We start from the raw sequence: 26,009 nt of genomic DNA on the forward strand, positions 1-26,009 counted from the left end.
TATATGATGGATTGGGAGTGAGTTCAGCACTTATGGGTCAGCTCTTGTTTTGTACAAGCTTCTGTTGTTCGCGAATTTCCTGCCAACGTTCATATGCCATTTCAACAATTCGTTTTTCAATTGTTTCTTTCTTTTTAGCAATTACTTTAGAAAAGTATAAAATAGCTTCTTTGTTATTGCCAAGTCTCCTGTTCAGTTCACCAATTAAGTAAAGAAGACGAACTTCTGACATATGCGTATAGATAAAGTCCTCTTCGCTGTAGGAAGTGATATATTCCTGTAATGCCAGTCTCATAAAGCGCTGTTCTTGGTCTGTGATTTTATATGTGCGGTATAACCAAGCCAGGCGCATATATAATCCTGCAATTGTAATATGTTTTTCGTGTTTTAGTGTAGCAGAATAAATGCCGAGCTTATAAGTGTTAACGGCTTCTTGAAATGTTCGCTTACCGCCGTAATCGAAGCCGGACCACTGTTCGCATATTTTCTTTTGAATCGTTTCAAGAGTCGAAGGTGGAAAATACGTAGAAAATTCTTCTGTTACTGCAAATCCGCAATGAGGGCAGACGCTAACATAATAAAACAAAGGGTTCAGATCTTCAGGATCGTAATAAGAACAAAAGTCGGTATCATGACGAATGGCCCGGACAAAGCGAGAGCGAATTTTTTTCGTTGTATAAACGTTTTTACATACTAAACATGTCATCTTTCGGTCATAGAGCGGTTCTAAATGTTCCATTATAAATCCTTCCTCTCGCCAACTAAGAATAAAATCCTATATTATATACCATAATTATAACGCTAAATACGTGATTATAGCACTATATTATATAGATTTTTTAGTATAATTCGATCTATTTTCCTGAAAAAGGATTGACCAAAAGCAAAGTGTCAGACCCCACAACCACAATAATGCACATAATAGTATGATGGATTTCGTGTGAGATCAGACACTTATGGGTCAGTTCTTTTTAGATTGGGGGATATTTTCATTGTTTCCTAATCTTCTACATTTTATACTAAACTTAAAAAATTTATATAATCTAGGAGGAAAAAATGCGACGCTTTTCATTCACAAAAATGCACGGATTAGGCAACAGCTATATATATGTCAATTTATTTGAGGAGAATATCCCGGAGGAACTGTTGTCAGAGTTAGCGGTTCAAGTTTCTAACGTCAACACTGGAATTGGCGCTGACGGAATGATTTTGATTTGTCCATCAGAAGTAGCACCTGTGAAAATGCGTATTTTCAACAGTGATGGCTCAGAAGGGAAAAACTGCGGCAACGGATTGCGCTGTGTGGCGAAGTATGCATATGAGCATCAATTAGTGAAAGAAACATCGTTTTTGATTGAAACATTATCAGGTCTTGTAAAAGCAGAAGTTTTTGTCGAAAACGATGTAGTGACAAAAGTGACCGTTGATATGGGACGTCCGCGTTTAAAGCGAAGCGAAATTCCGATGGTTGGGGAAGAAGCTGAGCAGGTTGTCGCGGAACCAGTGCAATTTTGCGGAGAATGGTATGAAATGACAGGTGTTTCGATGGGAAATCCGCACGCTGTATTTTATGTAGATGATATTGAACAAGCTCCGGTGACGACGCTTGGACCAATTGTCGAAAAAGATGCTCGCTTTCCGGAAGGGATTAATGTCGAATTTGTCGAGGTCGTTAATGATCATGAGCTTCATTTTCGTGTTTGGGAGCGCGGCTCTGGCGTTACGCAGGCGTGTGGAACGGGAGCCTGTGCGGCAGTGGTCGCATCCGTGCTAAACGGAAAGACAGCGAGAAATAAAGAGACGGTTGTTCATCTGGCCGGCGGTGACTTATATATTACATGGACAGATAAAGGAAACGTGTTAATGACCGGGCCGGCCGAAACGATTTGTACAGGTGTCTATTATTATTGATAGCATCTTATTTGAGCAGTTAATGACAAAACATATATACTAAAAGGTAAGGAGGGAACAGAGAATGAATGATATTATTACTCTTACGGAAGCAGCTGCTTTCCAAATTAAAGATATGATGAAAGAAAATGAGGAAGAAGGTGCATATCTCCGCATCGGTGTAAAAGGCGGCGGCTGCAGCGGTTTATCATATGGAATGGGATTTGACCACGAGCGCCATGAAGATGATCATGAGTTTGAGCAATATGGCATTAAAATTTTAATTGATAAAGAAAGTGCACCGATTTTAAAGGGGACGGTTATTGATTATAAGCAATCATTAATGGGTGGAGGATTTACGATCAATAACCCGAACGCCATTGCTACGTGTGGCTGCGGCTCCTCCTTTAGAACAGCGACGAATGCGGGCACGCCGGAGGAGTGTTAAGCGGTTAAACGCGATATATCAACATTTTTAGAGGCGGGAATTATTCTGTTCAATCGATTGTCTCGCTGCGGGTGAGAATCCGAGGCTGTCCCAAAAGCCCCAGGGTCAGGCCCCACAACACAATGGACATAATGTTGGATATATATTGTGAAATGAGTGTGAGATCAGCCATGAGACAGCCTCATATTAACACCCTAAAATTAGCAAAATAGGATTGTGAATAACGATCTTCTTACCGATGGTCTTAAAAGAAGCGAGATAAATAAGAAAAAAAGAGGGGACGCCCGAGATTTGGGCTCCCCTTTTTATTATTTACCGATAAACATTTGTGTCCAGTGGTTTCCAGCTTGCTCAAAGCCTACTCCAATGTGAGTAAACTGTTTATTCAAAATGTTTGCTCTATGACCAGAGCTATTCATCTAGGCTGTAACAACCTCTTGTGGGGTGCGTTGACCTTGAGCAATGTTTTCACCTGCTGTTTTGTAGGTAACACCAAAGTTCCTCATCATATCAAAAGGAGAACCATAAGTCGGACTTGTATGTGAGAAATAATGGTTTTGTTGCATATCCTGGGATTTTTTCTGAGCCACAGCACTTAGCTGAGCATCCGCTTTTAAAACAGGAAGACCTGCTCGAGCTCTTTCTTTGTTTGTTAATTCAATGACTTGTTGAGCATATTGACTGATCCCGGCAGAAGGCTGAGTTGGTTGTTGCTGAGTTGGTGTCTGCTGTCTAGGTTGAGTTGGTTGCTGTTGTGTTGGCGTTTGCATTTGATTTGGTGGCAGTGTATATTGTCTTTGCTGCTGATTCCATTGTTGCTGAAGTCTTGCTTGCCACTCAGCTGCTTGTTTAGGGTCCACCTCAACAAATTTGTACTTTGCATCTTGGATCAATACTGCTCTTGTATGAGGATAGTTGTTGCTTGATATCGATGTATACGAAGCTGAAATATCCATGTTTTTATTATCATCATTGTCATTGCGATCTGTATCCATTGTGTTACACGCTGTAAGCCCCATTACTAGGGCAGAAGCTGCGAGAAAGCCAATCATTTTCTTTATCATCGTATCGCCTCCTAATGTATTATTTTTTTACACCCTTAGTTTTTATATTTTTGAAGGAAAGTAAAGATGGGAATACCTGTGATAAATGGAATGTCTAAGAATAAAAAAAAACGAGTTGGGCAAATCCCCAACTCGTTTTTTAATATGATCGCCGCGCCTCCGCTTTTCTTGGTTGTCTAGCTCCGGCGGCTATCCCCTCCCGACGCTTCGGCTCCGCTGTGGCGGCAACAGCCTCCTCGCGGATCCTCCAGCGCGTGTCGGGGATAAGCAAGCCGCCTCCGCTTTTCTTGGTTGTCTAGCTCCGGCGGCTATCCCCTCCCGACGCTTCGGCTCCGCTGTGGCGGCAACAGCCTCCTCGCGGATCCTCCAGCGCGTGTCGGGGATAAGCAAGCCGCCTCCGCTTTTCTTGGTTGTCTAGTTTCAGCGCCTAGCTCTCTGTGCCAAATAACCTTCCCCCTCGAAGTGACAAGCACTTCTGCGGGTGAAGAACATTTGGCTTCGAGAGCTAACCGCGGCGCCTCCGCTTTTCTTGTTAGAACATGGATGTTGAGTGCAGCGGCTGTACTTTTGCGTTTGGATCGATGTACGCTTTTGCATTGTTAACCGCTGTTGGTGCTTCTCCGAAACCGCAAGCAATTAATTTAACTTTTCCTTCATATGTGCAAATGTCTCCAGCGGCATAGACGCCTGGAATGTTCGTTTCCATTTTCGAGTTGACTTTAATCGAGTTCTTTTCAATTTCTAATCCCCATTCTTTAATTGGCCCGAGAGAAGAAACAAAGCCGTAGTTGACAATGACTGCATCAACATCAATTGTTTCCTTCGTTCCTGTTTTTACTTCTTCCAATACGACTTGTTTAATGCTGTTTTCATCGCCAATAAGCTCTACTGGCACGAAAGGAGTTTTTACTTCTACTCTTGATTTCATTAAGTTTTCAACACTGTGTTCATGAGCGCGGAACTTATCGCGGCGATGGACGATTGTAACTTTTTCTGCAATCGGTTCAAGCATTAATGCCCAGTCTACCGCAGAGTCCCCCCCGCCGCAGACAAGCACTTTTTTGCCGGCAAATTTATTTAAATCATCGATAAAGTAATAAAGGTTTTTTCCTTCGTATTGTGCCGCGCTTTCAAGCTCTAGGCGGCGCGGTTGGAAAGCGCCGTTTCCAGCGGTAATAATCACTGCTTTTGAATAGTGGATTTCTTTGTTTGTAATAAGCTTGAATGTGCCGTCTTCGAGTTTTTCAAGCTTTTCCACAGACTGCTCTAGGCAAACAGTAGGATTGAATTTGGACATTTGTTCTTTTAGGTTATCAATTAATTCTTGGGCGCGGATTTTTGGAAATCCAGCAACGTCATATATGTATTTTTCCGGATAAAGCGCAGAAAGTTGTCCGCCCAGCTGTGGAAGACTTTCAATGATTTTAACGCTTGCTTGACGCATACCGCCATAAAAAGCAGTAAATAATCCCGTTGGACCGCCGCCGATAATGGTAATGTCATATACTTTTTGATCTTCTTTCACAACAATTCCCCCTAAATATCAATTGTCTGATGAGCCAGCATTGTAAAAAAGATTATATCATCATTTTTCGCTTTCTCATCACTCAATTCAGAATTTTAGCACATAATTCATTTTATCATATTCGGTTGGTGCTTTGAACAGGCTTGTACTTGAGGTTTTTAAAACGAGCGGGGAAGCGATAAAAAATAAGGACGAAAAACATAAAAATGACTTGAAAATTGTCGGAAAAACGAATAATATGATTTAGTGAATAGATTGTTAAGATTTTGTGACAACATTTTTACAAATGTATGTATTTTTTTGTGTAGTATATCGTGAATTAATTCACAAACTTTTTCGATAAAAATTTTTGAAGCGGTACAATATAGCCAATTCAAACTGAAAAAATTAAAAAGGGTGGAAGTGATTCGGTTGAAAAAGCCAAATGTTGTTATTTTAGGTGCTGGTTATGGTGGTTTAATGACAACAGTGCGCCTGCAAACAATGGTAGGTGTCAATGAAGCGAACATTACGCTTGTAAACAAAAACGACTATCATTATGAATCAACATGGTTGCATGAAGCATCTGCTGGTACGCTGCATCATGACCGTGTTCGCTATCCGATTGCCGATGTCATTGACAGCCGCAAAGTTAATTTCGTGAAAGATACAGTTGTCAAGGTTGTGCCAGAGGAGAACCGCGTGATTCTCGAAAATGGTGAATTATCTTACGATTACTTAGTTGTTGCGTTAGGTTTTGAGTCAGAAACATTCGGTATTAAAGGTATTAAAGAATATGCTTTCTCTATTGCGAACGTAAACGCAGCCCGTCAAATTCGCGAACACATTGAGTATCAATTTGCGACTTATAACACAGAAGCAGAAAAACGTGATGAGCGTTTAACGATTGTTGTTGGCGGTGCAGGCTTCACAGGTATCGAGTTTCTTGGTGAGTTAGTGAATCGTGTCCCAGAGCTTTGCCGCGAATACGACGTCGATCCGCATAAGGTGCGCATTATTTGCGTTGAAGCGGCTCCAACCGTTCTTCCTGGTTTTGATCCAGAGCTAGTTGAGTATGCGGTGAACTTGTTAGAGCGCAAAGGTGTCGAATTCAAAATTGGAACAGCAATTAAAGAGTGCACGCCAGAAGGCATCATCGTTGCCAAAGGCGATGAAGTAGAAGAAATTAAAGCTAGTACTGTTGTTTGGGCAGCAGGTGTGCGCGGCAGTTATGTGATTGATGAGTCAGGATTTGAAGCAATGCGCGGACGCGTAAAAGTTGACCCGTTCTTACGTGCGCCAGGTTATGAAAATGTATTTATCGTTGGTGATTGTTCGTTAATTATCAACGAAGAAACGAACCGCCCATACCCGCCAACTGCACAAATTGCCATGCAGCAAGGTGAAGTTTGTGCGAAAAACCTCGCTGTGCTTATCCGCCAGCAAGGTGAGTTGCAAGCGTTTAAACCAGATCTTAAAGGTTCAGTTTGCTCGCTCGGTGAAGATGATGCGATTGGTGTTGTATTCGGCAAGAAAATTTGGGGTTCAAAAGCCAGCTTCATGAAGAAAATGATTGATAACCGCGCTTTATACTTAATCGGTGGTTCGTCATTAGTGATGAAAAAGGGTAAATTCAATTTCTTTTAATTATCGATAAAACGAAAAGGCAAGAACAGAGAGATGATTCTTCTGTTTTTGCCTTTTTTGTTTTGTACGATTAAAATTTAAAAAATTAAGAAAAATAAAGATTATGGAAGCATATGCATGATGTATCCGTTTACATTCGTCTAAATGCCCGAAATTCCCTCTTTCCTTTTTAACAAAAATTTTGATATATTATCAGAAAATTAAGAAAATTAATGAAAGGATGAATCAACATGAAAGAAACCATTCAAACGGTATGTCCATATTGCTCAGGGAACGGATATGTACAATTAGTTTTAGGCGGTTCTGAAACTTGTTACTGTTGCTCTGGAAAAGGTGTTACAGTTAAAGATAAACAATAGCATTGTAATTCATTGACTCCCTTTTCACGATTCAGTACACTTAAGGATGATGTACTGGAGGTGAGTAGGGATGGAAATGAGTCTGCCTGTTTTAATTATATCGATGTTATTATTTTTTGTATTGTTTTTTGGCATTGGCTTTTTGTTGAATATGCTGCTTCGAATGTCGTGGATTATGGCGATATTAAGTCCAATCGTATTTATATTTATCATTGATGATGTAAAGTTTATTCAATATTTTACTGATCCTGTTACTTCTTTCGGTGCCTTGAAAGAACGAATTTTATCTTTGGCCCCTGCTGATATTATGATTTTAAGCAGCGGTTTGTTTGGGGCGATATGCGCTGGTATCGCCATTCGTGCTTTGCGAGCTAAAGGGTATCAAATGTTTTAAGGGCTGACCTATAAGTGTTTGACCTCACGCGAAACTCACAATATATTGTGCTTTTATCCATTGCTATGTCCTAATTGTTATGGTTGTGGGGTCTGACACTTGCTTTTTTCGGTCAGCCCTTTTTTTATGAAGAAGTCATGTTTGTGTTTCCTGTTCCTCTCAATATGTATATTTCCTTTTTATTTTGGAAATAAATACAACTATGAGAGGAGTGAGGAAATGAATAAATTTAAGAACACTGTAAGACGAATAACAATGTCTATTTTATTCCTTCTTGCACTACTAACTACCTTTCAATCTATTTCCGGGGTAGAGGCAAAGATATTTCCTGATTGGTTTTATAGTTATCGTTTTGTTTATGGTGATGATGATGCGGAAAAACGCGTATGGTTAGATGATAAAGAGCTACAACGGCAAGAGCGCGTGCAACCGCAAATTTCATCTAAACAAGCCTTTAATGACTCAGTTCGTCTTGAAGAGGCATTTGACTGGTCAAAATACCCGGCAAAAACAGTCACTGCAACCGGTTATACAGCAGGAGTTGAGTCGACAGGAAAAACACCGGATCATCCGCAATACGGAATTACATATTCTGGAGTGAAAGTAAAAAGAGATTTATACTCAACGATTGCTGCTGATTTAAATGTGTTTCCGATTGGTACCATCTTGTTTATTCCCGGTTATGGATATGGAGTTGTTGCAGATAAAGGAAGTGCGATCAAAGGGAACCGCATTGACTTATATTACGATACTGTAGAAGACGTATATAAATATTGGGGTAAAAAGACGGTTGATGTATATATTGTCGAAAAAGGTGACGGAACGCTGTCAGAAGAAGAATTGATAAGTCTGAATGAAAATGAGACGATGCAAGTATTCCGCCAGCAATATTTAAAAGCGAAAAGTTAAAAGTAAAAAAGGGTAGGGGCGCCCCTGCCCTTTTTAGTTTTCTAACAGTGGATCTTTTTCATCATACGGCGGAAAAATATGCGGGTGAAGAATGGCGGCCAGCTTTTTTAAACCGAGCAGAAGCCGGGGAGAAGGACGGCAGTACAAAGCTTCTTCCAGGATATATATCCTTCCTTGTTTCACCGCTTTCATTTCACTCCAGCCAGGCCTTTTTCGAATCATGTCAACATTGATTTTGTCCGTCCTTACCCCTACCCATGCAAGACAAATATGTTCCGGATTGCGCGATTTTACTTCTTCCCAATCCGTTTGCACGTTCGCTCTCTTTTGATCGGCAAAAATGTTTACTCCTCCAGCAAGCCAACTAATTTCTGTTAACCAGTTTTCTTTACCGGGAGTAAAAACGGGCTTCGGCCACCATTCCCAATAAAGTCGAGCTTTTTGGTCAATTTTATTGGATAACTGTTTGTACTTATCCATAAAAGTGTAAAATTTTTGAACGATTATTTGGGCTTTGTCCTTTACATTTAAAACATTTCCTAATGTGAGCAAATCGTTTGCGATTTCGTCCAAAGAATCAGGATTGAAAACGAGGTGGGGAATGTTTCTTTTTTGCAATTGTTCCACATTTTTTTCCATACCGGGAACACTAAGAGAGGCAAGCACAATATCAGGATGTAATTGTTCGACTAAATCCATGTTAATGTTTAAATCAGGGCCGACACGTGGCAAATGCCCGATGTTTGAAGGCCAATCGGAAAAATCATCTACCGCAACTAAATGTTCCGTCATTCCTAAATACTCAAGCAATTCTGTATTGCTCGGACAAATCGAAATAATCCTCATTATAACCTCCTTGATTTTTCATAAGAAATTTCCACTTATGTAATTCGATATATTCTGTTTTATTTCCTTGTTTGTTATGATGGAAAAAAGGGGGGATTTCTTTGGAGAATTACCCGCTTGAGTACTATGAGTTTTTTATTAAGTTTAACGAAGGGGACTATTACACTTGCCATGATTTGCTTGAAGAAATTTGGATGACCGACAAAGAAAATTATTTTTTAAAAGGAATGCTGCAAATGACGGTTGCTCTTTATCATTACAGCTATGGCAATGTGAAAGGGGCAAGAATGATGATGGAAGCGGCCAGGCAGTATATTCAAAAATACCGGCCGGTTTATTGGGGAGTGAACCTTGAGGAAGTAAATGAATTTATTGAGCGCTGTCTTACAATCATGCCGCGTAATATTGAGCGTGTTGAATTTGATAAAGTTGATCAATTACCTAAGCTGCCGACACTTCTCTTGTATTTGCAAGATCATATTTAGATAATCAAAATCATTATTGTTTTGTGCTATATATTGAGAGAAAAAAGATGGAGGTGTTTTTATGTTTACCGTATTAAATCATCTTGATCTAAGTTATTTACATGAGGTATTAGTCATTGGGCTATTTGAAAAGAATAAACAGCTTGATGGATTGGCAGGAGAAATGAACGAGCTGCTTGATGGACAGCTCATGACTTTGTTAAAGGAAGGAGATATATCAGCAAAGAAAAAAGCGGTTACAAAAGTACATACGCTTGGGAAAATAAATATAAAGCGGCTTTATTTTGTCGGTTTGGGAAAAGAAGAGGATCTCACATTTGAAGTGTTAAGGGAAGCGTTTGGTAAGCTGTTTAAAACGGTAAAAGAAGCGAAATTAACAAAGATAGCGGTTGCACTTGATACGTTCACCAATGGGAAGATTGACTACAATGAAGCAGCCCATGCTCTTGCCGAAGCGCTGCCGCTTGCAACCTATCAGTTTGCCGGCTATAAACAAAAAGCAAATGAGCCGGAAAAACAAATTGAGAAGGTCATCGTTTATACACAAGGTGCCCAGGAAGAGGTTCAAGCAAGTTTAACAGTCGGCTATGTATATGGAGAGGCGACGAATTCTGCACGCACATTAGTGAACATGCCAGGCAATATGTTAACAGCTGCTGATTTAGCCGATTATGCAGTAGAAATGGCAAAAAAATACGATTTTGAATATGAAGTGCTTGAAAAAGAAGATATGGAAAAGCTCGGCATGGGTGCGTTTCTTGCGGTCAATCAAGGATCTGCGGAACCGCCGAAAATGATTGTTTTAAAATATCAAGGAAAAGAAACTTGGGAAAATGTCATCGGTTTAGTCGGCAAAGGGGTAACATTTGATACAGGAGGTTATTCACTGAAGCCGCGGGAGAGCATGGTGGACATGAAAACGGATATGGCAGGAGCTGCGGCTGTCCTTGGAGCAATGGAAATCATCGGTGAGCTTCGTCCTGAACAAAATGTGGTTGCCGTTATTCCGGCAACGGATAATATGATAAGTGGTCATGCATTAAAGCCGGATGATGTGATTACGTCCATGAGCGGCAAAACGATTGAAGTCAAAAATACAGATGCTGAAGGAAGATTGATTTTAGCTGATGCGATTACTTATGCAAAGCATCATGGAGCCAATTACATTGTCGATGTGGCTACGTTAACAGGCGGTGTGATTGTTGCGTTGGGAAATCACACGACTGGAGCAATGACAAACAACGAGCAATTGTTTGAACAATTGCTGGAAGCTTCGGCAGAGACGGGAGAATTTATTTGGCGCTTGCCAATTACGGAGAAAGATAAAGAACGCGTTCGCAGCAGTAAAATTGCCGATTTGAATAATTCTCCGGGACGTGAGGGGCATGCGATCATGGGAGGTGCTTTCTTAAGCGAGTTTGCCGAAGATACACCTTGGGTTCACCTTGATATTGCCGGTACATCGGTGACGTCAAGCGCGCATGACCTTGGACCGGCCGGTGCGACAGGAGTGATGGTGCGCACGCTTGCGGCATTTGTCGAGCGTTTTGAGTAGTTTGCAGAAGGGGCTGTCCGTTTATTTCGGATAACCCCTTTCTTTTTGTGCAAAAATAAAATGAGATAGTAACAAAATTTTTGTTTAATAAATATTAAGTTAATGTTAATTTTGTGTAAATTTTAGCTAAAATAATTGTAAATTCGACATATCTTGATAAAATAGGACAGGTGGCTCTTTTTTTCTATATATTTATGTAGTAATAAATGGGGGTTTTCGTGATGATTTTTTCACCAAAAAAAGACGTGTTTTTCGATTTGTTATTTACCATTTCAGAAAATGTCAAAGAAGGGGCGCAATATTTTGTCGAGTACAAAATTAATAATTTAAGCGATTTAAAAGAGTTTGCCCGCGTCATGAAGGAATATGAGAGGAAAGGCGACTCTTTTATTCATGAATTAGTGGTTGCCCTTAACAAAACGTTTATTACACCGATTGAGCGTGAAGATATTCACCAATTGGCAATGAAAATGGATGATGTGTTAGATGGCCTTGAGCAGTGCGCTGCTCGTTTTGAAATGTTTTCTTTTACAGATATTGATGACCATATGGCGAAATTTTTTAATAATATTTACCAAAGCACAATTGAAATCTCTGAAGCTTTAAAGCTTTTAGCGGGCAAAAAATTGCTCGATATGAGAGCGCACGCGATTAAAATTAAAGATTATGAATCAAAATGTGATGAGATTTTACGTGCATCGATTAAAAACTTATTTGTAACGCAAAAAGATCCAATTAAACTCATTCAGTATAAAGAATTGTACGAAATGCTTGAAGAAATCGCTGACAGCTGTGAGGATGTTGCAAATACAATCGAAACGATTATTATGCGTAACGCGTAAGGGAGACTATAGAGAGTATGGATACAATCTTAATGCTAACCGTTTTAATTGTTATTTTTGCTTTAGCGTTTGATTTTATTAACGGATTTCATGATACAGCAAACGCGATTGCAACATCCGTTTCGACAAGAGCGCTAACACCTCGTCAAGCAATCATTTTGGCGGCTGTCATGAACTTTGTCGGCGCGTTAACATTTACAGGAGTGGCGAAGACGATCACAAAAGATATTGTTGACCCGTTTGCGTTAGAAAACGGTCCTGTCGTGATTTTAGCGGCATTAACGGCAGCGATTGCCTGGAACTTGATTACGTGGTATTACGGCATTCCAAGCAGCTCTTCACACGCGTTAATCGGTTCCATTGCCGGTGCAGCAATTTCAGCTGCCGGTTTCGGAATTTTAAACTATGAAGGATTTCTTAAAATTTTACAATCGTTAATTATTTCACCGTTTCTTGCTTTAGCGGTCGGTTTTATTGTCATGAGCCTTTTCCGTATTATGTTTAAAAATGCAAACTTAACAAGAACAACAAGAGGATTCCGGATGTTCCAAGTGGTAACAGCAGCCATGCAGGCGTATACACACGGAACAAACGATGCGCAAAAAGCGATGGGAATTATTACAATGGCATTAATTGCAGCCAATTATCATGCAACGACAGATATTCCTGAATGGGTGCGCATCTCTGCGGCTCTTGCTATGGGACTTGGCACTTCCGTCGGCGGATGGAAAATTATTAAAACAGTCGGCGGAAAAATTATGAAAATTCGCCCTGTCAACGGAGCTGCCGCTGACCTTTCATCGGCAATGATTATTTTTGCGGCAACTACTTTCCATTTGCCTGTAAGTACTACGCATGTTATTTCATCAGCCATCATGGGTGTTGGTGCAGCGCAACGCGTGAAAGGTGTCAAATGGGGAGTAGCACAGCGGATTGTATTGACGTGGATCATTACATTGCCTATTTCTGCACTTATTGCCGGTTTTGTTTACCAAGTATTAAAACTATTTTTCTAACATAATAAAAAGTGCATGTCGTTTACGACATGCACTTTTTATTATGTTAAGCGATGTGGCGTGTATAAGAAGACGCTTTTTGCAACGAGAAATAAATGCGCGGCGCGATTATTCCGGCAACAACAGATAGGATAATGTCTTTTGGAAGCGGGGCGAGCATCCAGCTCCAGACAAGCGCATAGGAGAACCCTTCTGGCGCTTGAGCCCAAAACTTAAAAGCAAAGTACATCCAGTTCGTTCCAACGACATAGTTAATCACCATGCCAATTAATGTAGCAACGACAAATCGCATAACAGAAGGTTTTCCGCTGCTTTTTTCAATAATAAGACCAGTTACATAAGCGGCAAGAATAAACGATAAAATAAAGCCAAATGTCGGGCGGACAATCATGCCGAAGCCGCCAGAAAATTGGGCAAATACTGGTGCACCGAACAAACCGACGAACATATAAACCGTCATTGCTAAAGCTCCGAGGCGACGGCCTAAAAGAGCTCCGGCTAGCACGCAGAAAAATGTTTGGAGTGTAATTGGTACGCTGCCGATCACTAAAAACGGTGCCCATGATGTAATATTTGCGCCAATCGCCATTAACGCGACAAACATTCCGACTAAGGTAAGATCAAGTGCGCGGAATCTTGGTTGATTAGACATATGTTAACCTCCTACTATATATAGTTAACAAAATCGTATCGAATAACGGGAAATATGTCAATCTTATTTTTGGAAGGGCTGACAATTGCAATTAGGAAGAGAAAATTTATTTGTATAGATTAGAAAAGCGATAGGCTAGGATTTATGAAACAAAGTTTATTTACGTAGTTATTTTTCTCATATAAAAATTTCTATGTCCTTGCATGTTCTGTTTGTCATCTGTAAAAACTATCTTTACACTATATCATTATTTTAGGTGGGAATTATGAACGATTTTAACGATTATGTAAAAGAAATTGAGAAGGGAAGTAAAATGGGAGCGAACGAAGATATTGTTCATGTTAGTTGCATAGCGATAGCAGATTGATTAAATAATGTGGGATCGACCGGCGGGTATTGACGATAAGGCGGTAAAGGGAACGCTGGATAAGTGTTGCAGCCAAGTTGTTGATATGGTGCAGTGGGATATGCACTATAAAAATACATAATCCATCATCCTTTCCTTTGTAAAATTATAAAATTTCCTCTTTACTATATGTAGGAAAAATAAAAAAGAGCGCGTTCGCTTTATGAACGCGCTTTTCTTAGAAAATCAATTTCTACATGAGATAACGAATCCAAATATAGACATGTGAGATAAGCAGAGCAATGAGCGTTAAAGGGGCTCCGATTTTTAAGAAATCCATATAACTGAATCCGTGCCCTTCACGCGACGCCATTCCTGCCACAATGACGTTTGCGGATGCCCCGATGAGCGTTCCGTTTCCGCCTAGGCAGGCTCCTAATGCTAACGACCACCATAGCACGTCAATTTGCGGGGAGTCAGGGGATAAGCCCATGCCGACTGCCATATCCTGGATAAGCGGGATCATTGTTGCGACAAACGGAATGTTATCAATCGTTGCTGAAGCAATTCCTGATACCCAAAGAATTAAATAAGAGGCAACAGAAATGTCTCCGCCGGTTATTTCTAAGGCATGCTCCGCTAAGCTCTTAATTAAGCCGATGTCGACAAGTCCACCGACCAATGTAAATAAGCCGGCAAAGAAGAAAATCGTTACCCATTCGACAGAAGCGAAGACGTCTTCAAGCTCATGTTCTTTAACGCCGATTAACATTAAAATAATTGCCCCTGTCATTGCGATAACCGCTGCATCGAGATGGATAACGGAATGGAGAATGAAGCCTAAAATCGTCAATCCTAATACGGTTACCGATTTTTTTAATAGAACAGCATCTTTGATATACTCCCTTTCATCGATTGTCATTAGTTGTTCAATCAGCTTTTGATCAGATTTCAGTTGCTTGCGATAAATAAAATAAAGAATGCTGACAGTAACAAGCATGATAACGATTACAACAGGTGTTAAATTAAATAGAAAGTCGTTAAAATCAAGATGCTTGTTCGCTGAGCCGATCATAATGTTCGGCGGGTCTCCGATTAATGTTGCGGTTCCGCCAATATTGGAAAATAATACTTCTGAGATTAAATAAGGTACAGGATTGACACGCAATATTTTTGTAATGGAAAATGTTACAGGAACGATTAACAATACGGTAGTAACGTTATCGAGAAATGCCGATAACGTAGCTGTTAACAATGATAAAATGACTAAAATATTAATCGGATTTCCTTTTGCCATTTTTGCTGCTTTAATAGCGACATATTGGAAAAATCCCGATTTACTTGTAATGCTGACAAGAATCATCATCCCGATAAGGAGGGTAATCGTTCCCCACTCAATATGATGCGTATACGCCTTATGCAAATCAACGATGCCGAACGCAATCATGAATGCCGCGCCAAGCAAAGCAATTACAGCACGATTGATTTTTTCAGAAATGATGATGGCGTAAGTAACTAAAAAGATGACGATTGCTAAGTAATACTGAAAGTTCGAAACTTCGTGCGTTACTGTTCCATGCAATGGTCTTCATCCCTTCATAAATTGTAATTTATTTTTCATTGACTGGACCGCCGCATGATGGACAACTTAATTTAGTTCCATCCGTATGCAGTTCTCGAAGATAGAAGGAAAATTGACAACTATCGCAAGTAAGTTCCGTTAAGCGGTCAATAAATAATTTGTGTGATGTACGGCCGGGAATGGAGGTATCGACTACTTCGACATGGATATCTTCCCGTGATTCATCTTCCTCTAATACAAGCCCTTCTTTCTCATCTTTCGTTCTCCACCCATGATCAAGAATGTGTTGTTCAAGCTGGCTGTGTGAAGAATGATGAAGCATATCTTCAGCAAGCTTCATTAACTGTTTATTTGTAAGGGAATCAAAATTTACAGCTGGCTTTTGTTTGTTCCAGTAGCCTCTTAGCTGCTCTTCTGTGAAAATGAATGTTACAATTTTATGGATAATAACGTTTTTCAAGCCCCCAATCCTCCTTTTTGCGATGACGTATGAGTACGGTATATTTGTTTTTAATCACATCTTCCAAATATTATAGGACAACCTTATTCATCTTCCAATATAAATTCGAAATCCTTAAAAATTTTTTGCTTCATTACTGTGTAAATAGGTTAAAAACAGTTCTGCCTCTTTCTTATGAGGAGATGACTGAATAACCCCTGCTTCATATACAATAGGCTCGTGAAAAGAATGTAATTTTTGGTTCGGCTGAGTTAGCGCAGCCGAATAACAGAAAAATAAGCAATAAATGAATCCATTTTTTCATGCTATTATTCCCACTCTATAGTGTATTTTTTATAATGAAAACGTAGGAGGATGTATTTATGAAAAATACATATGTAACCGGATATTTGCCGCTCATTGCAATTATATTATACAGCATGGCTTTCGGCATTTATGCGGAAACAGAAATCATTCGTTTATTAAAAAAATTTGGCTTATACAGCGGAATGTTAGAGTTTTTTTCGGAAAACGGAATAAAACTTACTCTTTTTTTCCTCGCAAGTTTACTTTTTTTTATGTTTTTTTCCGCCTTAAAATTGATTGCTGATACGATGATTCAGCTGTCGATGTTATTTTTTTCAAAAGATCGACAAGGGGCCGTTTTAAATGAAATTCGTTTTGGCTCGTTGTTTTACGTTTTAAGTGGAATGCTGTCCCTTCTGTTTGTCAATGATATTGTCGTTATGGTTGTTCTCTTTTTAGTGACAACGCTCGCATATTTTATTTACTTTGTTTATAAAACGTATTCAACGTTACCGCTGACAGGCCTTGTTGGAATGGTGTTTTTTCATGTTGCGTTTTGGTTTGCGTTTATGTTAACGATTGTTTATGTATGTATAAAACTGTATAACGGTTTTTTAGAGAGCCTGCCCCTTTAATAAAATAATGAAAAACAAGAGGTTGACGATAGCTGGTCAGCTTCTTGTTTTTTATTAAGGAGGCTCGTTCAAAGGAAACAAAGTCTCAGACCTCACAATACAATGGATATTTAATAATTGTAAGCTGCTCGTGAGGTTAGGCATTTATGGGGCAGCTCTTTGCATAATCGTTTTCCAAATATGTAAATGCGGTGTTTGTTTGCTTATCGCTTCCATATTTGCTGGCTTGTCCTGGCCAACCCATACGCCGGCAGTATAATGATTGGTAAGCCCGATGAACCATAAATCTTTATAATCGTTTGTCGTTCCTGTTTTTCCGCCGATATAAGGGCTTGGAAAATAAGCTTTTTTCGCTGTTCCTTCTTTTACGACTTCGGCGAGCATTTGCCGCATTGTATCATTTGTCTTTTTGCTCCAAATTTTCTTTGCGTGCTGCGGACGTTCATACAGCACATTTCCTTGTAAATCTGTTACTTTGCGAATGGCATATGCTTTTTGGAATATTCCATCATGGGCAAACGTCGTATAGGCGTTTGTTAATTCAAGCGGTGTCATTCCTTTTGTAAAGCCGCCAATCGCTGCCGGAAGCGCATAGTCTTTAGTTGTCAGACCGCTGAACGCAAATTTTTGCAAATAGGCAAATGCTTGCTCAATTCCAATTTTATTAAGCAGCCGTACGGCCGGCGTGTTATATGAATATTGAAGCGCGGTTTCCAGCGTTACCATTCCGTAAGTGCGATTGCTGTAGTTTTTTGGACAGTAACCATTTTTACAAAACGCTCCTGCACTAACAAGCGAATAAGGAGTTGCTCGAAATCGATCGATATAAGGACCGTACACAAGCAGCGGTTTAATGGCGGAACCGGGCTGGCGATATGCTTGAAAAGCGCGGTGAAAGTCAAATTTTTTGTAATGTTTGCCGCCGGTTAAAGCGATAATTTCATCGGCTGTGTGATCGATAACAACAGCTGCTCCCTGCACATTTTTGTACGGAAGATACGTTTGAATGGCATTGATGGCTGTCTGTTGAATATTTGGATCAAGAGACGTATAAATCCGCACTCCCGATTGCAATACTTCGCTTGCCCGCTTGTCCAATTGTTCACCGCTGATTCCTTCTTTAAGGGCAATGAGTTGTTTTAATTCATCGTACACATATGTAACATAATCAGGAAAACGGTCAACCGGCTTTTGCAAGCGCAAGGAAATGGGTTGTGAACGCGCTGCATGGAAGGTTTCCTTGTTAATCATCCCTTTGTCAAAAAGAATTTGCAGGATGCGTTCCTGCCGTTTTTTCGTTTCGGTAAAATGAGTGAGCGGGTCATATAATGACGGGTTGTTAGGAATTGCACATATAAACGCAAGTTCCCCAATGCTTAATTGCTTAAGCGGGCGGCTGAAATAGTATTGAGCCGCCGTTTCGATTCCGTAAACACCGTGTTGGAAATAAATCGCATTTAAGTATAATTCTAAAATTTCATCTTTTGTCAGCTTTTTCTCTAGTTGGTAAGCGTAAAGCAATTCACTTAATTTCCGGTTCCATGTTTTTTCGTGATTTAAAAAAAGATTTCGCGCAAGTTGCTGCGTAATGGTGCTGCCGCCTTGTTCAAGCAAACCGCTTTTTGCGTTGACAATCGCGGCCCGGGTTACTCCTGCTATGTCGAATCCGGAATGTTCATAGAAGCGGGAGTCTTCTGTTACAATGAATATTTGTTTTGCAATATCTGGTATCTCTTTTAACGGAATGTATTTTCTTTTTTGCTCGTTCACATGTTCGGAAATCAATTCGTTATTTCGGTCATAAATATAACTGTTTTGCTGCAAATGAATATCGTTGATCTGGATTTTTTCTTCAAGGACTGCGGAAACAGGTTTGACGTTGTTCCATTCTTCTTCAATTTTTAAAATGAGTATATAAAAGCAGGACAAGGTAAAAAAAGTCAATAAATATCCAATGATTGTACGCACTTATTTGCCACTTCCTTCGTAAAAAAGAAGCTATGTTTCATACTATCATTTTCCATACATACAGAGAAACGGTCAATGCTAGGCTAATAGTTTGAATATTCCGCCTCTTTTTAAATATTTTGCGAAAAAAAACGTAAAAGAATGGAATCTCATGATATAATGAAAATAATATCACTGGTCGAAATAATATTTTTGCTTTGTTATTGAAAAGGCTGTAATATGTGTTTTTTTGAAAAGGGAGGGACGGAGATGTGAAGGAAAGACATCAGTATTTATTTCTTGACTTTGAGTTTACGATGCCCGAGAGTAAAAGAAATCCGCGCGGTTTTTTTCCGGAAATTATTGAAGTCGGTCTTGTTTCCGTACTAAATGGGGAAATTTATGATCAATTTTCTTCTTATGTAAAGCCGATTAAATTTCCAATTTTGACAGAAAGATGTAAGTCGTTTTTAAATATCACCCAAGAACAAGTAGACAAAGGCATTAGCTTTGAAGAACTTGTCGGCTGGCTGAGAGAATATGACAGCCTGTATCCAAGTACGGTTATTACATGGGGAAATATGGATATGAAAGTACTCAGGCATAACTGCTCGCAAGCGGGTCTCCCATTTCCGTTCACCGGTGAGCATCGCGATTTAGCGATGGAATATAAAAAGTTTTTTGGGGAGCAAAATCAAACTGGTTTATGGAAAGCCGTACAAGAGTATGGAAATGAAGGGGTCGGCAAGCATCATTGTGCGCTTGATGACGCGTTCACGACGTATAATATTTTCAAGCTGATTGAAAAGGATAAAAAATATATGGCGAAACCAAAACCGACGACGATTGGCGACCGTGTTGACTTCAGCAAGCTGTTAAGTAAATTTGCTTTGTAATAGGGGCTGACCGATAAATGTCTGATCTCATGTGCTTTTCGCAATAATCGTCCATTCACTATATATTGCATTGCGGGGTCTGACGTTTTGTTTTTGGGTCAGCCCCTTATTTATTTCCAAAAGTAGAAGTGTCCGGAACATCTCTGATATAATATGATTATAAATCTATATGTATGAAAGGTTGTCGAAAGATGCTATTAAATTATATATTAAACTTATTTTTATATTTTCCGGAAGATAAATCGGAATACATTCCGGCGGCGATTACGTTTACGCTTTTTATGATTGCTGCGGTATTGACGATGCGTTTCATTATAAAAATTTCTAAGCATCAGGAAGAAAAGGCAAAAGAATTTGAGGAACGATTGAGAAAACAAAATATAATAAAAGACCAGCAATAGTTATAGATATCGTTTGTTTAGGAAACACTAGACCCAAAAACGTGTTTTTGGAGGGTCTTACGTGTTAAAAAGAGGAATGCTTTTTTTGTTTGTTTTCGCTGTTTTAAGCGCTTGTACCGAACAGCCGCCGACAAAGCTGGATGTAGAGATGTTTAACAGCTTTGGCGATTCACTGGGAACGGTTAAGCTGTCAGAACAGCCGGAAGGGGTTAAAATGGAATTAAATCTTGAAGGATTGCCGCCGGGTGAGCATGCGTTTCACATTCATGAAAAAGGAAGCTGCAAGCCACCGGACTTTAAATCAGCAGGTAACCATTATAATCCGGACGATAAAAAGCATGGTCTGCTTCATCCCGAAGGAGCTCATGCCGGCGATTTGCCGAATTTAATTGTCGGAGAAGACGGAAAGGTCAAAGCGGAGATTGTTGCTCCGCAAGTGACGTTAAAGGAAGGGAAAACAACATTATTAACTAAAGAGGGAACCTCTCTTGTTATCCATGCGAAAAAAGATGATGGAATGACACAGCCGGCGGGGGATGCCGGCGGAAGAATTGCCTGCGGAGCAATAAAGAAAATAGAAGGCAGAGGCGAAAGCAAAGAAGAGAAACAAGAGCGGGAAAAAACGGGAGAAAGTAAAGCTGACAAGGAAGAATAGACGCTTTAGTCACAATAAAGAGGCTGTCTCAAAGTGTCTGACCTCACGCGCATTTGTAGTTTTTTTGTGTTGCGGGGTCTGACACTTTGCTTCAGAACAGCCTCTTGATTTGTTGTTCAGGTATATTTACAATTCCGCCAGTGCCGTTGCTAATCTTTTCAATGCTTCTTGCAATGTTTCCCGAGTGCAGGCGACATTTAAACGAATAAAGCCGCTGCCGTCTTCACCAAATTTGTTTCCCGGTTCAACAGCAATTTTTCCTTTCTGTAAAAGAAGCTGCTTTAGCTCTTGGTCGCTTTTTTGCAGATTTCGGCAATCGATCCATACAAGGTAGGTCGCTTCCGGCTTCATTACCTTCAATTTTGGTAAATGTCTTTCAATGAAGGAACAAGTTAATTCAACATTTTTCTCAATATATTTCAATAAATCGTTAAGCCATTGTTCACCATGCCGGTAAGCGGCTTCCGTCCCGATGATGGCGAACGTATTGAGGGTGAAAAAGCCTTGACGCTGTTGAACGCTATCGAATTGTGTTTTTAATGTACGGTTTGGAATAATCGAGATCGCGGATTGCAAGCCGGCTAAATTAAATGTTTTTGTCGGAGCGATGCATGTGACCGAATTTTGTGCAAACTCCTCGGAAATTGAGGCAAACGGTGTGTGACGGGAACCGGAAAACACTAAATCGGAATGAATTTCATCGGAAACGACAATGACATTGTGTTCAAGACATAACTCTCCCAACTTAATCAACTCTTCTTTTGACCATACCCGCCCTCCGGGATTATGCGGGCTGCAGAGCAGCAGCAATTTTGCTCCTTTTATCTTTTCTTTAAGGTCAGCGAAATCCATTTCATATTTTCCGTTTGTCAGCTGAAGCGGATTTAATACAAGTTCACGGTTGTTTTTCTCGACGAGCTGAAGAAACGGATAATAAACCGGAGTCTGTACGATAATTTTATCACCTGGAGAGGTAAACGCTTGAATGGCCGTTGCTAAAGCGGGTACAACTCCGGTAGAAAAGGAAAGCCACTTGCTGTCAATGTGCCATTCGTGCTTGCTCATCATCCAGTCGCAAACGGCTTGTTTTAGCGAAGCAGGAATGGAAGTATAGCCAAAAACGCCATGCTCCACTCTTTTTGCCAAAGCTTCAAGTACTTTTTCAGGAGCTTTAAAATCCATATCAGCTACCCACAGCGGCAACACATCTTTTACACCAAAAATGCGCTCCGTTTCATCCCACTTGACAGAATAAGTGTTTCGCCGTTCAATAAAATCGTCGAACGAATACATGAAACATCTCTCCATTCTCATATGTTCGTGTTAAAATAAAAAAGGTGATGAAGATGAATATGAATATGCAAAAAATGAATATGACGCTATTAGATATGATTCAGCGCTGGGATCCGTTTGGTTACGGCAGCAACGCTTACGAAACAGAGGCGGTCGACGTTTTGCAAGCCGTTCACGAATACGATGAAATTAAGCCGTTAGCACGAAAAATTCAAGCTATTTATGAATTCTCGTTTGAAGAGATTATTCCTTTAGAAAAATGCATGAAAATAGCTGAAGAATTATTGAAAGTGAAAAATGAAACGGAATGTGGGGTCTAACCGCGTTGCTTTAAAGTAATAAAGTAAGATGAAATTAATTATAGCAGAAAGTGAGTGTTAAAAAAAATACTTGCGTAGACAAGTAATTTTTTGTAAGATAAATAAGGGAAATAGGTGATAAACAGTTCATGGATTATATGAAGTATCGTTTAGATGACTCGCTTGGTTATAAATTATTCCAAGCTTCGCGTCTCATGACAAATCGACTGAATCAGAATTTTAAAGACAACGGTTTTTATTTAACTCATGAGCAATGGCAAATTTTAAGCCGTCTTTATGAAAAAGACGGGCAAACACAAAATCAATTGGCTTTATTAAATGAAAAAGATCAGCCGAGCGTTTCACGGTTGATTGATAATATGATTAAAAGCGGCTTGGTAAAAAGGGTCTCGCATCCTCAAGACCGCCGGGTAAACTTGATTTATTTAACCGAGAAGGCAAAGGAAATCGAAGAGCCGCTAAAAATGTTGGCGTGTAAAACGATTCAGGAAGCATCCCTCGGTATTGAGGCTGAGGACTTGGCAAAATGTTTAAACATTTTAGACAAAATTAGAGAAAATCTAAAATGATTTTCTCTAATTGCAAAATACTTGTTACAACAAGTAAATGAAGCTGACCCAGACAGTAAAGTGTCGGATCCCTACAACACACTATACAGCAAATGAATGGCATATGGTGAAATGCACGCGGGGCTGGACAAACGCTTATTGGTCAGTTCTATTTTTGGATGATAATGAGAATCGTTTTTATTAAAAACGATTTATATTTTTTATCTTTAATGATAATGAGTTTCAATATCATAAATTAAAAAGTAGGATGAAACTGCAATGAAACGAAGATATCTTGTGATTGCATTCATTTTATTATCGTTTTTGTCTCTGTTTATCGGAGTGACCAATATTTCTCCGTTTGAATTGCTTGATTTAAGCAATGAACAGACGCAAATCATGCTGCAAAGCCGCATTCCGCGCCTCGTCAGCATCGTGATTGCCGGTGTTAGCCTAAGTATAAGCGGTTTGATTATGCAGCAGCTGAGCCAAAATAAGTTTGTTTCGCCAACAACAGCAGGCACGATGGATTCAGCAAGGCTGGGCATTTTAGTTTCATTGCTGCTTTTTACGACAGCGAGTCCGCTTGAAAAAATGATTGTCGCCTTTATTTTCGCACTGCTTGGCACTTTTATCTTTATGAAAATTTTGGAAAAAATTAAATTTAAAGATACGATTTTCATTCCGCTCGTCGGATTAATGTTCGGCAACATCATTAGCTCGATCACTACATTTTTTGCTTATAAGTATGATTTAATCCAAAATATTTCATCCTGGCTGCACGGCGATTTTTCGATGGTGATAAAAGGGAGATATGAGCTGTTGTACATAAGCATTCCGCTTCTTATTATTGCCTATCTTTATGCTGATCGCTTTACGGTAGCGGGAATGGGAGAGGAATTCGCCGTTAACTTAGGTTTGAAATATAAGCAGGTCGTCAATGTTGGTTTAATCATCGTTTCTTTAGTTTCAGCAGTCGTTGTTCTTACGGTTGGTTTAATCCCTTTTTTAGGATTGATTATTCCGAATATTGTCTCGATTTATCAAGGAGACCATTTAAAGAAAAGTCTTTCTCATACAGCGCTGTTAGGAGCTGTATTCGTCCTGTTTTGCGACATATTGGGGCGCATCATTATTTATCCATATGAAATTCCGATTGGCTTAACAGTAGGAGTGCTTGGCAGCGGCATCTTTATTTACTTATTGATGAGGAGAAAGGCATATGGATTATAAATGGAAACTGGGCATATTGCTCATTGTCATGTTTAGTTTAATCGCTGCGTTTTTGTTCGGCGGCTTGGGAAGCAATTGGGATTATGCCCTGCCGAAAAGAGGAATGAAAATTTTTGCGATTGTCGTGACAGGCACTGCGATCGCCATTGCGACATTAATTTTTCAAACAATTACGAATAACCGTATTTTAACGCCAAGCATTATTGGTTTAGATTCTTTGTATTTATTTATCCAAACATTTCTCATTTTTGTGTTCGGCTCACAAAACTTAACGTTCATGAATAAAAACGTGAATTTCTTGATTTCTGTTACAGCAATGATGTTTTTTGCCATTTTGCTTTACAAATTCCTTTTCAAAAGCGAAGGGCAAAACATTTACTTTCTACTATTAATCGGGATGATTTTGGGGACATTTTTTCAAAGCTTTACATCGTTTATGCAAGTGCTCATTGACCCAAATGAATTTTTAATCGTTCAAGACAGAATGTTTGCCAGCTTTAACAACATCAACATAGATGTTTTATATATTGCCGTCATCATCCTTTTGCTGGCTGCGCTTTATTTGACAAAGTTCAGCAAATATTTGGATGTGCTGGCGCTTGGAAAAGAGCATGCCGTCAACCTTGGTGTCAACTATGATTATGTTGTCAAACGATTGCTGATCATTGTTACGATATTCATTTCTGTCTCAACAGCGCTTGTTGGACCGATTACGTTTCTTGGCCTTCTTGTTGTCAATGTCGCTTACGAATTTTTTAAAACGTATCGGCATCAATTTTTGCTCGTTGGTTCCAGCCTGATTAGCATTATTGCTCTTGTCGGCGGTCAACTCATTGTTGAAAGGGTATTTACATTTTCGACAACGTTAAGCGTCATTATCAATTTTATCGGTGGAATTTATTTTATATTTCTTTTGCTAAAGGAGAGAAGCCGAGCATGGTAGAAGTGAGAGGGGTTTCCAAACGATATGGTAATAAAAATGTCGTTGAAAATGTATCATTGAAAATTGAAAAAGGAAAAATTACTTCGTTTATCGGACCGAATGGTGCCGGAAAAAGCACGCTTCTATCGATCATTAGCCGTTTAATTGCTAAAGACGCCGGAGAAGTTTTTATTGACGGTCAAGATATTACGAAATACAACAGCAATGAACTTGCGAAGAAAATTTCGATTTTAAAACAGTCCAATTTTATTAATCTTCGTTTAACAGTCAGAGAATTAGTATCTTTTGGCCGCTTTCCATACTCACAAGGCCGCTTGACAAAAGAGGATTGGCATTATGTTGATGAAGCGATTCGCTATATGGAATTAGAAGAAATTCAACATAAATATTTAGACGAATTGAGCGGCGGACAAAAGCAGAGAGCGTTCATCGCCATGGTCATCGCCCAAGATACAGAATACATCTTGCTTGATGAGCCTTTAAACAATTTAGATATGAAACATTCGGTACAAATTATGAAAGTGCTGCGCCGTTTAGTCGACGAGCTTGGCAAAACGGTCATTATCGTCATTCACGATATTAATTTTGCTTCTTGTTATTCCGACTATATTGTTGCATTAAAAGATGGGAAAGTCGTGAAAGAAGGCCCGACATACAACATTATGAACTCATATGTTTTAAAAGATATTTATGAAATGGATATCACGATTCAAGACATTGATCAAAACAGAATATGCATTTATTACGCTTAGTTCCTTTGTGATTAAAATTATTGAAACGTTCTCCTAAAGCAAAAAGAGGCGCCTTTCAATATCTTTTCTGCTTTTAGGTGAGAACTGTTTTCAATAAATTTT

At 39.5% G+C, this 26,009-nt stretch carries 27 protein-coding genes and 1 pseudogene; 19 read left to right on the forward strand and 9 right to left on the reverse strand.

The annotated features are described in order from the left end of the window. Positions 1–37: 37 nt before the first annotated feature. Complete coding sequence (locus B0I26_RS11360) at positions 38–739, reverse strand: DUF2225 domain-containing protein (protein ID WP_111645554.1); 702 nt, start codon at positions 737–739, stop codon at positions 38–40. Between the two features lie 317 nt (positions 740–1,056). Here B0I26_RS11360 and dapF point away from each other — a divergent pair, with 317 nt between their 5' ends. Together dapF and B0I26_RS11370 are read left to right on the forward strand one after the other, a co-directional pair. After that, a complete protein-coding gene (gene dapF / locus B0I26_RS11365; protein ID WP_111645555.1) occupies positions 1,057–1,911 on the forward strand; it encodes a diaminopimelate epimerase in 855 nt (284 codons plus the stop codon). A gap of 64 nt (positions 1,912–1,975) precedes the next feature. Further along, complete coding sequence (locus B0I26_RS11370) at positions 1,976–2,338, forward strand: HesB/IscA family protein (protein WP_111645556.1); 363 nt, start codon at positions 1,976–1,978, stop codon at positions 2,336–2,338. A 308-nt stretch (positions 2,339–2,646) separates the two neighbouring features. Here the strand turns inward: B0I26_RS11370 and B0I26_RS11375 are convergent. After that, positions 2,647–3,402 (reverse strand): annotated as a pseudogene (locus B0I26_RS11375) (CAP domain-containing protein). Between the two features lie 532 nt (positions 3,403–3,934). Beyond that, entirely contained in the window at positions 3,935–4,927 is a 993-nt protein-coding gene (locus B0I26_RS11385) for an NAD(P)/FAD-dependent oxidoreductase (RefSeq protein WP_111645558.1), read from the reverse strand. Positions 4,928–5,329: 402 nt separating this feature from the next. Here B0I26_RS11385 and B0I26_RS11390 point away from each other — a divergent pair, with 402 nt between their 5' ends. From B0I26_RS11390 to B0I26_RS11400, 4 genes are all read left to right on the forward strand, one after another. Further along, positions 5,330–6,553 carry an NAD(P)/FAD-dependent oxidoreductase gene (locus B0I26_RS11390; protein WP_181502855.1) on the forward strand — a complete coding sequence of 408 codons (1,224 nt, stop codon included), beginning with the start codon at positions 5,330–5,332 and terminating at the stop codon, positions 6,551–6,553. 230 nt (positions 6,554–6,783) lie between these two features. After that, a complete protein-coding gene (locus B0I26_RS18300; protein ID WP_181502857.1) occupies positions 6,784–6,912 on the forward strand; it encodes a YuiA family protein in 129 nt (42 codons plus the stop codon). A 70-nt stretch (positions 6,913–6,982) separates the two neighbouring features. Beyond that, positions 6,983–7,306 (forward strand): YuiB family protein, encoded by a 324-nt coding sequence (locus tag B0I26_RS11395; protein ID WP_111645560.1) that lies wholly within the window; start codon positions 6,983–6,985, stop codon positions 7,304–7,306. A gap of 219 nt (positions 7,307–7,525) precedes the next feature. Further along, positions 7,526–8,215 (forward strand): 3D domain-containing protein, encoded by a 690-nt coding sequence (locus B0I26_RS11400; protein ID WP_111645561.1) that lies wholly within the window; start codon positions 7,526–7,528, stop codon positions 8,213–8,215. Between the two features lie 33 nt (positions 8,216–8,248). Here the strand turns inward: B0I26_RS11400 and B0I26_RS11405 are convergent, their stop codons facing one another. After that, the gene (locus tag B0I26_RS11405; RefSeq protein WP_111645562.1) at positions 8,249–9,061 is read right to left on the reverse strand and encodes a cobalamin-binding protein; all 813 of its coding nucleotides are present in this window, start codon (positions 9,059–9,061) and stop codon (positions 8,249–8,251) included. A gap of 101 nt (positions 9,062–9,162) precedes the next feature. Between B0I26_RS11405 and B0I26_RS11410 the strand changes: the two genes are divergently transcribed. The 4 genes from B0I26_RS11410 to B0I26_RS11425 all read left to right on the forward strand — a co-directional run bounded on the left by B0I26_RS11410 (position 9,163) and on the right by B0I26_RS11425 (position 12,959). Then, positions 9,163–9,546 carry a DUF309 domain-containing protein gene (locus tag B0I26_RS11410; RefSeq protein ID WP_111645563.1) on the forward strand — a complete coding sequence of 128 codons (384 nt, stop codon included), beginning with the start codon at positions 9,163–9,165 and terminating at the stop codon, positions 9,544–9,546. Between the two features lie 61 nt (positions 9,547–9,607). Next, a complete protein-coding gene (locus B0I26_RS11415) occupies positions 9,608–11,101 on the forward strand; it encodes a leucyl aminopeptidase (protein WP_111645564.1) in 1,494 nt (497 codons plus the stop codon). A 221-nt stretch (positions 11,102–11,322) separates the two neighbouring features. Beyond that, positions 11,323–11,943 carry a DUF47 domain-containing protein gene (locus tag B0I26_RS11420; protein ID WP_111645565.1) on the forward strand — a complete coding sequence of 207 codons (621 nt, stop codon included), beginning with the start codon at positions 11,323–11,325 and terminating at the stop codon, positions 11,941–11,943. Positions 11,944–11,960: 17 nt separating this feature from the next. Further along, positions 11,961–12,959: an inorganic phosphate transporter gene (locus B0I26_RS11425; protein ID WP_111645566.1), complete on the forward strand. Its 999-nt coding sequence runs from the start codon at positions 11,961–11,963 to the stop codon at positions 12,957–12,959. Between the two features lie 46 nt (positions 12,960–13,005). Here the strand turns inward: B0I26_RS11425 and B0I26_RS11430 are convergent, their stop codons facing one another. From B0I26_RS11430 to B0I26_RS11440, 3 genes are all read right to left on the reverse strand, one after another. Beyond that, positions 13,006–13,611, reverse strand: coding sequence for a biotin transporter BioY (locus B0I26_RS11430; RefSeq protein WP_111645567.1), 606 nt, complete (start codon positions 13,609–13,611; stop codon positions 13,006–13,008). Between the two features lie 599 nt (positions 13,612–14,210). Continuing rightward, positions 14,211–15,539, reverse strand: coding sequence for an ArsB/NhaD family transporter (locus B0I26_RS11435; protein ID WP_111645568.1), 1,329 nt, complete (start codon positions 15,537–15,539; stop codon positions 14,211–14,213). 28 nt (positions 15,540–15,567) lie between these two features. After that, positions 15,568–15,999, reverse strand: coding sequence for a hypothetical protein (locus tag B0I26_RS11440; protein WP_111645569.1), 432 nt, complete (start codon positions 15,997–15,999; stop codon positions 15,568–15,570). Between the two features lie 362 nt (positions 16,000–16,361). On the opposite strand from B0I26_RS11440, the gene B0I26_RS11445 reads away from it, so the two are divergent. Next, positions 16,362–16,919, forward strand: coding sequence for a DUF5366 family protein (locus B0I26_RS11445; protein ID WP_111645570.1), 558 nt, complete (start codon positions 16,362–16,364; stop codon positions 16,917–16,919). A gap of 144 nt (positions 16,920–17,063) precedes the next feature. Here the strand turns inward: B0I26_RS11445 and B0I26_RS11450 are convergent, their stop codons facing one another. Continuing rightward, positions 17,064–18,887, reverse strand: a complete 1,824-nt coding sequence (locus tag B0I26_RS11450; RefSeq protein WP_111645571.1) for a transglycosylase domain-containing protein — start codon at positions 18,885–18,887, stop codon at positions 17,064–17,066. A 251-nt stretch (positions 18,888–19,138) separates the two neighbouring features. Between B0I26_RS11450 and kapD the strand changes: the two genes are divergently transcribed. From kapD to B0I26_RS11465, 3 genes are all read left to right on the forward strand, one after another. Next, positions 19,139–19,762: a 3'-5' exonuclease KapD gene (kapD, locus tag B0I26_RS11455; RefSeq protein WP_111645572.1), complete on the forward strand. Its 624-nt coding sequence runs from the start codon at positions 19,139–19,141 to the stop codon at positions 19,760–19,762. A 191-nt stretch (positions 19,763–19,953) separates the two neighbouring features. Then, the gene (locus tag B0I26_RS11460; protein WP_111645573.1) at positions 19,954–20,163 is read left to right on the forward strand and encodes a hypothetical protein; all 210 of its coding nucleotides are present in this window, start codon (positions 19,954–19,956) and stop codon (positions 20,161–20,163) included. 76 nt (positions 20,164–20,239) lie between these two features. Next, positions 20,240–20,818: a superoxide dismutase family protein gene (locus B0I26_RS11465; protein WP_111645612.1), complete on the forward strand. Its 579-nt coding sequence runs from the start codon at positions 20,240–20,242 to the stop codon at positions 20,816–20,818. Between the two features lie 126 nt (positions 20,819–20,944). Here the strand turns inward: B0I26_RS11465 and B0I26_RS11470 are convergent, their stop codons facing one another. Then, on the reverse strand, positions 20,945–22,111 hold the full coding sequence (locus B0I26_RS11470; RefSeq protein ID WP_111645574.1) for a MalY/PatB family protein: 1,167 nt from the start codon (positions 22,109–22,111) through the stop codon (positions 20,945–20,947). 59 nt (positions 22,112–22,170) lie between these two features. Here B0I26_RS11470 and B0I26_RS11475 point away from each other — a divergent pair, with 59 nt between their 5' ends. The 5 genes from B0I26_RS11475 (at position 22,171) to B0I26_RS11495 (ending at position 25,907) form a co-directional block, all read left to right on the forward strand. Then, complete coding sequence (locus tag B0I26_RS11475; protein ID WP_245934769.1) at positions 22,171–22,431, forward strand: DUF1871 family protein; 261 nt, start codon at positions 22,171–22,173, stop codon at positions 22,429–22,431. Positions 22,432–22,559: 128 nt separating this feature from the next. After that, positions 22,560–23,000: a MarR family winged helix-turn-helix transcriptional regulator gene (locus B0I26_RS11480; RefSeq protein ID WP_111645575.1), complete on the forward strand. Its 441-nt coding sequence runs from the start codon at positions 22,560–22,562 to the stop codon at positions 22,998–23,000. Positions 23,001–23,258: 258 nt separating this feature from the next. Next, positions 23,259–24,212, forward strand: coding sequence for an ABC transporter permease (locus tag B0I26_RS11485; protein WP_111645576.1), 954 nt, complete (start codon positions 23,259–23,261; stop codon positions 24,210–24,212). Next, positions 24,202–25,155, forward strand: a complete 954-nt coding sequence (locus B0I26_RS11490; protein WP_111645577.1) for an iron chelate uptake ABC transporter family permease subunit — start codon at positions 24,202–24,204, stop codon at positions 25,153–25,155. The genes B0I26_RS11485 and B0I26_RS11490 overlap by 11 nt, the downstream gene beginning before the upstream one ends. After that, positions 25,149–25,907, forward strand: coding sequence for an iron ABC transporter ATP-binding protein (locus B0I26_RS11495; RefSeq protein WP_111645578.1), 759 nt, complete (start codon positions 25,149–25,151; stop codon positions 25,905–25,907). Before B0I26_RS11490 ends, B0I26_RS11495 begins: the two co-directional genes overlap by 7 nt. Positions 25,908–26,009: the final 102 nt, after the last annotated feature.

Origin of the sequence: Paranoxybacillus vitaminiphilus, from assembly GCF_003259935.1 — a bacterium.
Taxonomy (GTDB): Bacteria; Bacillota; Bacilli; order Bacillales; family Anoxybacillaceae; genus Paranoxybacillus; species Paranoxybacillus vitaminiphilus.

Coding starts and splice junctions, on each gene's coding strand:
- B0I26_RS11360 (WP_111645554.1), bottom strand. CDS start 739: ATGGAACATTTAGAACCGCTCTATGACCGAAAGATGACATGTTTAGTA.
- dapF (WP_111645555.1), top strand. CDS start 1,057: ATGCGACGCTTTTCATTCACAAAAATGCACGGATTAGGCAACAGCTAT.
- B0I26_RS11370 (WP_111645556.1), top strand. CDS start 1,976: ATGAATGATATTATTACTCTTACGGAAGCAGCTGCTTTCCAAATTAAA.
- B0I26_RS18300 (WP_181502857.1), top strand. CDS start 6,784: ATGAAAGAAACCATTCAAACGGTATGTCCATATTGCTCAGGGAACGGA.
- B0I26_RS11395 (WP_111645560.1), top strand. CDS start 6,983: ATGGAAATGAGTCTGCCTGTTTTAATTATATCGATGTTATTATTTTTT.
- B0I26_RS11400 (WP_111645561.1), top strand. CDS start 7,526: ATGAATAAATTTAAGAACACTGTAAGACGAATAACAATGTCTATTTTA.
- B0I26_RS11405 (WP_111645562.1), bottom strand. CDS start 9,061: ATGAGGATTATTTCGATTTGTCCGAGCAATACAGAATTGCTTGAGTAT.
- B0I26_RS11415 (WP_111645564.1), top strand. CDS start 9,608: ATGTTTACCGTATTAAATCATCTTGATCTAAGTTATTTACATGAGGTA.
- B0I26_RS11420 (WP_111645565.1), top strand. CDS start 11,323: ATGATTTTTTCACCAAAAAAAGACGTGTTTTTCGATTTGTTATTTACC.
- B0I26_RS11425 (WP_111645566.1), top strand. CDS start 11,961: ATGGATACAATCTTAATGCTAACCGTTTTAATTGTTATTTTTGCTTTA.
- B0I26_RS11430 (WP_111645567.1), bottom strand. CDS start 13,611: ATGTCTAATCAACCAAGATTCCGCGCACTTGATCTTACCTTAGTCGGA.
- B0I26_RS11445 (WP_111645570.1), top strand. CDS start 16,362: ATGAAAAATACATATGTAACCGGATATTTGCCGCTCATTGCAATTATA.
- B0I26_RS11460 (WP_111645573.1), top strand. CDS start 19,954: ATGCTATTAAATTATATATTAAACTTATTTTTATATTTTCCGGAAGAT.
- B0I26_RS11465 (WP_111645612.1), top strand. CDS start 20,240: ATGCTTTTTTTGTTTGTTTTCGCTGTTTTAAGCGCTTGTACCGAACAG.
- B0I26_RS11470 (WP_111645574.1), bottom strand. CDS start 22,111: ATGTATTCGTTCGACGATTTTATTGAACGGCGAAACACTTATTCTGTC.
- B0I26_RS11475 (WP_245934769.1), top strand. CDS start 22,171: ATGAATATGCAAAAAATGAATATGACGCTATTAGATATGATTCAGCGC.
- B0I26_RS11480 (WP_111645575.1), top strand. CDS start 22,560: ATGGATTATATGAAGTATCGTTTAGATGACTCGCTTGGTTATAAATTA.
- B0I26_RS11485 (WP_111645576.1), top strand. CDS start 23,259: ATGAAACGAAGATATCTTGTGATTGCATTCATTTTATTATCGTTTTTG.
- B0I26_RS11490 (WP_111645577.1), top strand. CDS start 24,202: ATGGATTATAAATGGAAACTGGGCATATTGCTCATTGTCATGTTTAGT.
- B0I26_RS11495 (WP_111645578.1), top strand. CDS start 25,149: ATGGTAGAAGTGAGAGGGGTTTCCAAACGATATGGTAATAAAAATGTC.